The sequence below is a fragment of the Stenotrophomonas sp. genome (assembly GCF_036662295.1).
GTDB lineage: Bacteria > Pseudomonadota > Gammaproteobacteria > Xanthomonadales > Xanthomonadaceae > Stenotrophomonas.
This window is the reverse complement of the sequence record NZ_JAVWXA010000139.1, coordinates 1-8600: the sequence shown is the minus strand read 5'-3', so window position 1 is coordinate 8600 and position 8600 is coordinate 1. Positions and strand designations below refer to the sequence as shown.

Here is an 8600-nt window from a genome sequence, read left to right as displayed (position 1 = left end):
GGCTGGCCGGGCCCCAGATCAGGGCCATCGGGTCGCCGCCATGGGCCAGCACGACCACGCTGATGATCAGCAGGAAGCCGAACATGGTCAGGATCGAGGCGAGCACGGCGATCACCGGGGCCACCAGCAGTGCGCTCATGGCCTTGGACAGCACCGTCTGGGTATCAGACAGCGGCAGCGACTTCCAGAACAGGATGCTGCGGTCGCGACGATCGTCGTACAGCGCGCCCAGGCAGTAGAAGAACACCACGAAGGCCAGCACGATGAACGGCCACAGCGAGCTGAGCACCAGGGTCAGGTCCAGGCCGTTGGCCAGGTTGTGCATCGCCTCGGCGTCCAGCTTCTGGGTGAGCAGGGACAGGTCCAGCCCGTTGACGTTGACGTTCTGGTCATCGATCACGATGCCGCCGTTGCGGGCCGCGCGGTGCATGGCCAGCAGCCCGAACAGGATGCCGACCAGGCTCATCACCAGCGAGATGGCACCGGCGATCAGCGGGGCGTACAGGAAACCGCCGCGGTTTTCCCAGTACTCGCGCTTGAGCATCCACTTGAAGGTGCTGGCCGTGCTGATGGGGTGGTGGACGGTGTTCATGCGTAGGTTCCCTTCATGATGGCCACGAACAGGTCCGCCAGCCCGGGGCTGCGGATCTCGCCGAGGGGCGTGAGCTGGGCGCGCGGCACCCCGTCGAACAGCAGCACGGTCTTGCCGAACGGCAGGGCACGCTCATCGATCGGCTGCAGGGCGCGGGCGGCCTCCAGGGTCTCGGCCGAAACGAGCACTTCGCTGTAGCGGTCGCCGATGTCTTCCATGTCGGTGGTCAGCACGATGCGGCCATCGCGGATGAACATGACGTCGGTGAGGATGTGCTCGATCTCCTCCACCTGGTGGGTGGTGACGATGATCGTCTTCTGCTCGTCGAAGTAGTCCTCCAGCAGGCGCTGGTAGAACTCCTTGCGGTACAGGATGTCCAGGCCCAGGGTCGGCTCGTCCAGCACCAGCACCTTGGCGTCGATGGCCATCACCAGCGCCAGGTGCAGCTGCACGATCATGCCCTTGGACAGTTCGCGCACGCGCTGCCGCGGCTGCAGCTTGGTGGAGGCCAGGAAGCGCTCGCAGCGGGCGCGGTCGAAGCGCGGATGCACGCCGGCCACGAAATCGATGGCTTCGCGCACCTTCATCCAGCGCGGCAGCACGGCCACGTCGGCGATGAAGCAGACATCGTTCATCAGCGCGTTGCGCTGCACGGCCGGGTCCAGCCCGAGCACCTGCAGCTCGCCGTCCACCGTGGTCAGGCCGAGCAGGGCCTTGAGCAGGGTGGTCTTGCCGGCGCCGTTGGGGCCGATCAGGCCGGTGATCCGGCCCGGGGCGATGGTGAAGCTGGTGTTGTCCAGCGCCACGGTCTGTTTGTAGGCCTTGCGCAGGCCGCGGGCGGAGATGACGACATCACTTGCAACGGCATTCATGAGGATTTCCCCTGGGGCAGCAATTCGTCGAGATTCAGGCCCAGGCGTTGGATGCGCTCCAGCACCAGCGGCCATTCTTCGTTGAGGAACCGGTCGCGCTCGCTGCTGCGCAGCTGCGTGGCCGCTTCCTCGGTCATGAACATGCCCAGCCCGCGGCGCTTTTCGACCAGGCCTTCGTCAGCCAGTTCCTGGTAGGCGCGCGATACGGTGATGGGGTTGAGCTGGTACTCGGCGGCGACCTGCCGGACCGAGGGCAGGGCGTCGCCCGGCTTGATGATGCCGTCAAGCATCATGGCGATCACGCGCTCCTTCAGCTGACGGTAGATCGGAGCGCCATCGCTCCATTGGATATCGCTCATGGTCAGCTCCGTGGGTTCAGCGACTGTGCGAATGAGAAGTAAGGCATGGACAGGGAGCTGTGCAGCCGGCGGGGTGTTGGCGTGGGGGCGCCGTCGGCGGTCCCTGCCTCGATGACGCCTGCGTCCTGCGGGCTTTCAAACGCACCGGTGGCGGCACGGGTGCCGACCTCATCGGCAGGGGTGCCCAGCCAGCCGAGCAACAGCAGCGCGGAGGCGGCGGTGACGGCTTTGGCGGAGTAGCGGCGGCGCATGCGGTTCATGGGCTTCCCCTGCATCAGGTGACTGGTGTTGTATGCAACTATAACACCGGCACGCCGAAGTGCAACCGGTGACCGACCCCAACTGATGGCAGGGGTGTGACAATCGGGGTGATGGGGAATCAACGTGTTGATTTTTATGGGTTTCAAGAAATGTGGCATGACGTGACTGGACCGGGTTTCGTTCAGCCTCGGCCATGGTAGGGCAGGCGGCGTGGCTATTCAGGTGAACGTCCGTAGGGTGGTTGCCGGATCGGGACTCCCGCCAGACTCGGCAAGGCGCCGGTCGTTCGTTGCGAAACCATCACCTTTCTCCCTGTGGACAGCCCCGAAAGCGGGCGCCGCCGCGCGCGCCGCCTGATCGCCACGCGGTGGCAAAAGTGCCGGTGATATAGTGCGAAATGCCCTGCCGACGGCCCTGTGCCGCGCGCGGACGCGCCGCCCGTTCATCCCGTTCGATCCACGTGGAGTGTTGCAATGCCTCAGATCCGTCCCGAGCCGTCCCTGCGCCGTGCTGCCCCCGGCCGTGTCCGCCGTTGGGGCGCGACCCTGTTGCTGGGCGGGCTGCTGGCGGCCACCGCGGCCCATGCGGCCGGGCTGCTGGATGTGAACTACCGGCCGCTGGCCGGCAAGGCCGAGGTGAACCTGCAGAAGCAGTACGGCGGCAAGGTGCTGCTGGTGGTGAACACGGCCAGCAAGTGCGGCTACACCCCGCAATACGAAGGGCTGGAGGCGCTGCAGCAGAAGTACGCCGCGCGCGGCTTCTCGGTGCTGGGCTTCCCGTCCAACGACTTCAAGGGCCAGGAGCCGGGCAGCGAGGCCCAGATCCAGGAATTCTGCACGCTCACCTATGGCGTCAAGTTCCCGATGTTCCAGAAGGTGCAGGTCACCGGCGCCCAGGCCACGCCGCTGTACCAGCGCCTGGCCGCCGCCACCGGCGTGCAGCCGGGCTGGAACTTCCACAAGTATCTGATCGCGCGCGATGGCCGGGTGGTCGCCCAGTTCCCCAGCAAGATCAAGCCGGATGACGCGGATCTGGTCGCGGCGATCGAACGTGAGCTGTCTGTCACGTCCGCAAAGCGCTGACCACCTCGACATCTCGCATGTGCGTGCGACAATGATCGCTTTCGCGCCGACGTCGGCGTCCAGTCACTTCCAGGAAAGCAGCGAATGAAGATGGGAATGCGCGGCGCCGCGGCGTCGGTTCTGATTCTGGCGATGGGTGCCACCGGTACCGTGATGTCGCAACAACCGGCCGCCCCCGCGGCTGCCAAGGAGACCTCCGCTTTGAACTCCCAGAAGGAAAAGCTCGGCTACGCCATCGGTATCGATGTGGCCAACTCGTTCGCCCCGATTTCCAGCGAGATCGACCTGGCGGCGCTGCGTCGCGCGGTGACCAATGCCTTTGAAGGCAAGCAGCCGCTGATCAGCCAGGAAGAAGCCCAGAAGACCGACGGCGCACTGCGCCAGGCCATGGCCGCCAAGAGTGGCCAGCCGGTGCCGGGCGTTGCCCCGGGGACCCCGGCGCCGAAGGTCGACCGCGAAAAGGTGGGCCTGATGCTGGGCAGCTACGCGGTGGGTCCGTCGCTGGCCCCGCTCAAGGACGACGTGGACCTGAACGCGCTGTTTGACGCGATCAGCACCACCTTCAACAAGGGCGCCACCAAGATGACGCCGGAGCAGGCCAAGGCCACGCTGGAAGGCTTCATGGCCGGCAAGCAGGCCGAAATGCAGGCCCAGGCGTCGGCCAAGGCCGGCACCAACCGCACCGAAGGCAACGCCTTCCTGGCCAAGAACAAGACCGTGCCGGGCGTGGTCACCACCGCCTCGGGCCTGCAGTACCAGGTGCTGCGTCCGGGTTCGGGCGAGCGTCCGATGCCGACCAGCAAGGTGCGCGTGAACTACGAAGGCAAGCTGCTGGACGGCACCGTGTTCGACAGCAGCTACGAGCGTGGCCAGCCGATCGAGTTCGGCCTGGACCAGGTGATCAAGGGCTGGTCCGAAGGCGTTTCGCTGATGCCGACCGGTTCCAAGTACCGCTTCTGGATCCCGGGCGAGCTGGCCTATGGCGAACAGGGCACGCCGGGCGGTCCGATCGGGCCGAACGCGACGCTGACCTTCGACGTCGAACTGCTCAACGTCCTTCCGTAACCGGAACTGGAGTCACCACGGACATGCGTGTAGCAATTTTTGGTACCGGCTACGTCGGTCTGGTCACCGGCACCTGCCTGGCCGATGTCGGCCACCAGGTGGTCTGCGTGGACATCGACCAGGCGAAGGTGGACGGCCTCAACCGTGGTGTCATCCCGATCTACGAGCCCGGCCTGGAGCCGATGGTCAAGGCCAACCACGCCGCGTCGCGGCTGGCCTTCACCACCGATGCGGCCAGCGCGATCACCCATGGCCAGGTGATCTTCATCGCCGTGGGCACGCCCCCGGACGAGGACGGCAGCGCCGACCTGCAGTACGTGCTGGCGGTGGCGCGCACGATCGGCACCCACATGGCGGTGCCGACCGTGGTGGTGAACAAGTCGACCGTGCCGGTGGGCACGGCCGACAAGGTACGCGCGGCCATCGCCGAGGTGCTGGCTGCCCGTGGGGTGGAGATCGCGTTCGACGTGGTCTCCAACCCGGAATTCCTGAAGGAGGGTGACGCGGTCGCCGACTGCATGCGGCCGGACCGCATCGTGGTGGGCGCGTCCAACCCCGATTCGGTGGCGCTGATGCGCCGCCTGTATGCGCCGTTCAACCGCAACCACGACCGCGTGGTGGAAATGGACGTGCGCTCGGCCGAACTGACCAAGTACGCCGCCAACGCGATGCTGGCCACCAAGATTTCGTTCATGAACGAGATCGCCAACATCGCCGAGAAGGTCGGTGCCGACGTGGAGCAGGTCCGCCAGGGCATCGGCTCGGACCCGCGCATCGGCTGGCATTTCATCTACCCGGGCGCCGGTTACGGCGGCTCGTGTTTCCCCAAGGACGTGCAGGCGCTGGCCCGCACCGCGCAGCAGTACGGCCATGAGCCCAAGCTGCTCAACGCGGTGGAGGCGGTCAACGATGCGCAGAAGGGCCACCTGTACCAGCTGATCCAGCGCCACTACGACCGTGGCGAGGATGAAGGCGTGCGCGGCAAGACCTTCGCGGTCTGGGGCCTGGCCTTCAAGCCCAACACCGACGACATGCGCGAGGCCTCCAGCCGGCGCCTGCTGGCGCAGCTGTGGGAAGGCGGCGCCCGCGTGCGTGCCTACGACCCGGAGGCCACCGAGGAGGCGCGCCGGATCTTTGGCGAGCGCGATGACCTGGTGTTCTGCGAAGACGCCTATGAAGCGCTCGACGGCGCCGATGCGCTGGTCGTGGTTACCGAATGGAAGCAGTTCCGCAGCCCGGATTTCGCGCGGTTGCGCGAGCAGCTTGCCGATGCGGTCGTGTTCGACGGCCGCAACCTGTATGACCCGCAGGAGATCGAAGCCGCGGGCCTGGCCTACTACGGCATTGGCCGGGGACGTTCGCTGCATGCATGATTCCACCCCCTCATCGCGTGAGCAGGCGCTGGAAGCGCGCCTGGTCGAGCTGGAAATGCGCGTGTCCTTCCAGGAGCAGGCCCTGGCCGAGCTGAGCGAAGCGCTGGCCGATGCCCGCATCGAAGGCAGCCGCAACGCCGATCTGACCCGCCTGCTGCTGGAGGACCTCGGCAAGGTCCGCAACGCGCTGTATTCCGATTCGGGCGAAGAACCGCCGCCCCCGCACTACTGATCGACCCAACGTCATGAGCGATACACTCCGCGACCAGCTGCTGGGCCTGGGCTTCAAGTCCGCGCCCAAGCCCGAACGCAAGCCCGATGCCCGCCGCGATGGCCGCCCGGGCAACAAACCCGCCGGCGCCCGTGCGCCGGGCAAGCCCGCCGATGCCGCGCGCCCACCGCGCGAGGGCGATGCTGCCCGCCGCGCGCCGCATGGCCGGGGCCGCCCCGGTGGCGGTCGTCCTGGCCAGGGCCAGAGCCCGAACGCCGGCCAGGGCAAGCCGCGCTCGCGCGAGGACATCGACCTGGCCAAGGCCTATGCGATCCGCGCGCAGAAGGAAAAGGACGACCGCATCGAAGCCGAGCGGCTGAAGCAGGAAGAGGCGCGCCTGCGCCGCGAGGCCAAGGCCAAGCTGGAGGTGCTGCTGGAAGGCAAGTCGTTGAACGATGCCGGCGCCGAGATCGCCCGTCACTTCAACTACGGCGGCAAGATCAAGCGCGTTTACGTGACCGCCGAACAGCTCAAGGCGCTCAACGCCGGCGAGCTGGGCGTGCTGCAGCAGAACGGCCGCTACATGCTGGTGACGGCCGAGGTGCTGGACCAGGCCGAAGCGGTGTTCGCCCCGTCGGTGGCCCTGCGCGTGGATCCCAACGCCACCGCCGAGGCCGACCCGTACGCCGACCCGGCCTACCAGGTGCCCGACGACCTGGTCTGGTGATGTCTCCGGGTCGCCCCTGTGGCGACCCTCTCCTGCAGGGACGCGCATGACGGCTGACCCAAGTCGCGGCTATGTGCCGCATATCGATGGCCTGCGGGCCATCGCCGTGCTGGCCGTGATCCTGTTCCACCTCGACCCGGCCTGGCTGCCCGGCGGGTTCACCGGGGTGGACGTCTTCTTCGTGATTTCCGGCTTCGTGGTCAGTGCCTCGGTGCACCGGCTGCCGGCATTGCCGCTGGGCCAGACGCTGCAGCGCTTCTATTCGCGCCGCCTGCGCCGCATCGCGCCGGCGCTGGTGGCCTGCCTGCTGCTGACCGGGCTGGCCAGCGTGCTGCTGATCCCCGAGTCGTGGCTGAGCGAAGCCAGCGACATGACCGGGTTGATGGCGTTCCTGGGCCTGAGCAACTGGGTGCTGGTGGGCGTGGGCAGCGATTACTTCGCCCCGCGCGCCGAATTCAATCCGTTCACCCATACCTGGTCGCTGGGCGTGGAGGAGCAGTTCTACCTGCTGTTCCCGCTGCTGTTCCTGGCCTGGAGCCGGGGCGGGCGGGGGCGCTCGCTGAGCGTGGGCCTGTTTGCGCTGGCCAGCGCGCTGTCCATCGGCCATGCGGTGTATGCCGGCAGCCATCCCGAGCAGGCCGTGCGTGCGTTCTATGCCACCACCACCCGGTTCTGGCAGCTGGGCGTGGGCGTGCTGCTGTTCCAGTGGCTGCACCTGCGCCACCGCGGTGGCGGGCCGGTGCCCGCACCAGGGCGCGCGCGCGTGGCGTGGTCGTTGCTTGCCGTGGCCTCGCTGCTGGCACTGGGCTGGACGCTGTGGTCGGCGCGCGCCGGGCGCTCGCCATGGCCGGACGGGCTGTGGCCGGTGCTGGCCAGTGCCGGGCTGCTGCTGGCGCTGCACCATCATCCGCGCGCGCTGGTGGGCCGGCTGCTGTCCAGCGCGCCGCTACGCCGGGTGGGGCTGCTGTCCTATTCGCTGTACCTGTGGCATTGGCCGGTGTTCGTGCTGATGCGCTGGACGGTGGGCCTGGAAACGCCGGGCCAGCGCGTGTTCGCCACGCTGCTGGTGGCCGTGCTGGCGTGGGCCTCCTGGCGCTGGGTGGAGCGACCGTTCCGCGGGCCGCTCGCCCAGCGGCTGAGTGCTCCGCGCTGGGTGCTGGTGGGCGTGGCCGCGCTGGTGCTGGCCGGCGGTGTGCAGGCGCTGCTGTACTGGCAGTCCCCGCGCCTGTCGCTGAGCACGGTCAGCCGGCACCCGCTGGACTGGTATCCGGGCGGTGACTCGGTGGCCGCCGATTACCCCGGCTGCGCACTGCAGGTGGGCAAGGCGCGCTTCGAGGGCGGGCGCGCGCGTACCTTCTCGCGTGGCCGCTGCGACCGGCCGGTGCCGGCGGGGATGCCGCGCAACGTGTTCGTGGCCGGCGACTCGCATGCCATGGCCTACAACGAGATGCTGCGCCGGCTGGCGCTGGAGACCGGCGCCACGGTGTGGCAGTACGGCCGCGGCGGTTGCCCGCAACTGGGCCTGCAGGAATGGCGCTGGACGCCACCGGACTGCCAGGCCTACGACGCGGCCGTGCGTGCGGACATCGCGCGGCACGCCGGCCCGGGGGATGTGGTGCTGCTGGTCTCGCTGCGGGTGCCGCGCCTGTCCGACCAGTTCATCCTGTTCGATGCGCGCGCCCAGCGCGACAGCGAATACAGCGCGGCCGGCGCGGCGGGCCGCGCCGCCGAAGCCGAGCGTGCGATTGCCCAGTGGCGGCCGTTGGCCGAGGCGGGCGTGCGCGTGGTGATCGAAGCGCCCAAGCCGGTCCTGCCGGCGCCGCCCTACCGCTGCTCGGATGCCTTCAACGCCGCCAACGCGGTCTGCCGCAACGGCCTGCAGGTGCAGCGGGCCTGGATGGAGGACTATCGCGCGCCGGCGCTGGGGGCGCTGCAGCAGGTGGCCGCCGGGCTGCCCGGTGCGGTGATCTGGGACCCGTTGCCGATCCTGTGCGACACCGACGCCTGTCGCGCCCAGCGCGGCGGCCGGCCGCTGTTCTTCGACGGCGACCACCTGAG

10 protein-coding genes are annotated in these 8600 nt (G+C 68.3%); 6 read left to right on the top strand and 4 right to left on the bottom strand.

The window, feature by feature from the left end; genetic code table 11:
- The 4 genes from RSA25_RS17950 to RSA25_RS17935 form a co-directional block, all read right to left on the bottom strand.
- Positions 1-592: ABC-2 transporter permease (locus RSA25_RS17950; RefSeq protein WP_332810193.1), on the bottom strand; the 592-nt coding region annotated here is incomplete at its 3' end.
- The gene (locus RSA25_RS17945; RefSeq protein ID WP_332810192.1) at positions 589-1464 is read right to left on the bottom strand and encodes an ABC transporter ATP-binding protein; all 876 of its coding nucleotides are present in this window, start codon (positions 1462-1464) and stop codon (positions 589-591) included. The genes RSA25_RS17945 and RSA25_RS17950, both read right to left, overlap by 4 nt.
- The gene (locus tag RSA25_RS17940) at positions 1461-1823 is read right to left on the bottom strand and encodes a GntR family transcriptional regulator (protein ID WP_019185943.1); all 363 of its coding nucleotides are present in this window, start codon (positions 1821-1823) and stop codon (positions 1461-1463) included. Before RSA25_RS17940 ends, RSA25_RS17945 begins: the two co-directional genes overlap by 4 nt.
- A gap of 2 nt (positions 1824-1825) precedes the next feature.
- On the bottom strand, positions 1826-2083 hold the full coding sequence (locus RSA25_RS17935; protein ID WP_332810191.1) for a hypothetical protein: 258 nt from the start codon (positions 2081-2083) through the stop codon (positions 1826-1828).
- A 474-nt stretch (positions 2084-2557) separates the two neighbouring features.
- On the opposite strand from RSA25_RS17935, the gene RSA25_RS17930 reads away from it, so the two are divergent.
- The 6 genes from RSA25_RS17930 to RSA25_RS17905 form a co-directional block, all read left to right on the top strand.
- Complete coding sequence (locus RSA25_RS17930; protein WP_332810190.1) at positions 2558-3166, top strand: glutathione peroxidase; 609 nt, start codon at positions 2558-2560, stop codon at positions 3164-3166.
- Positions 3167-3250: 84 nt separating this feature from the next.
- Positions 3251-4231, top strand: a complete 981-nt coding sequence (locus RSA25_RS17925) for an FKBP-type peptidyl-prolyl cis-trans isomerase (protein WP_332810189.1) — start codon at positions 3251-3253, stop codon at positions 4229-4231.
- A gap of 23 nt (positions 4232-4254) precedes the next feature.
- Complete coding sequence (locus RSA25_RS17920; protein ID WP_332810188.1) at positions 4255-5604, top strand: UDP-glucose/GDP-mannose dehydrogenase family protein; 1350 nt, start codon at positions 4255-4257, stop codon at positions 5602-5604.
- A complete protein-coding gene (locus RSA25_RS17915; protein ID WP_259203255.1) occupies positions 5597-5836 on the top strand; it encodes a SlyX family protein in 240 nt (79 codons plus the stop codon). Before RSA25_RS17920 ends, RSA25_RS17915 begins: the two co-directional genes overlap by 8 nt.
- Before the next feature lie 13 nt (positions 5837-5849).
- The gene (locus tag RSA25_RS17910) at positions 5850-6542 is read left to right on the top strand and encodes a DUF2058 family protein (protein WP_332810187.1); all 693 of its coding nucleotides are present in this window, start codon (positions 5850-5852) and stop codon (positions 6540-6542) included.
- A gap of 46 nt (positions 6543-6588) precedes the next feature.
- Positions 6589-8600: acyltransferase family protein (locus RSA25_RS17905; protein ID WP_332810186.1), on the top strand; the 2012-nt coding region annotated here is incomplete at its 3' end.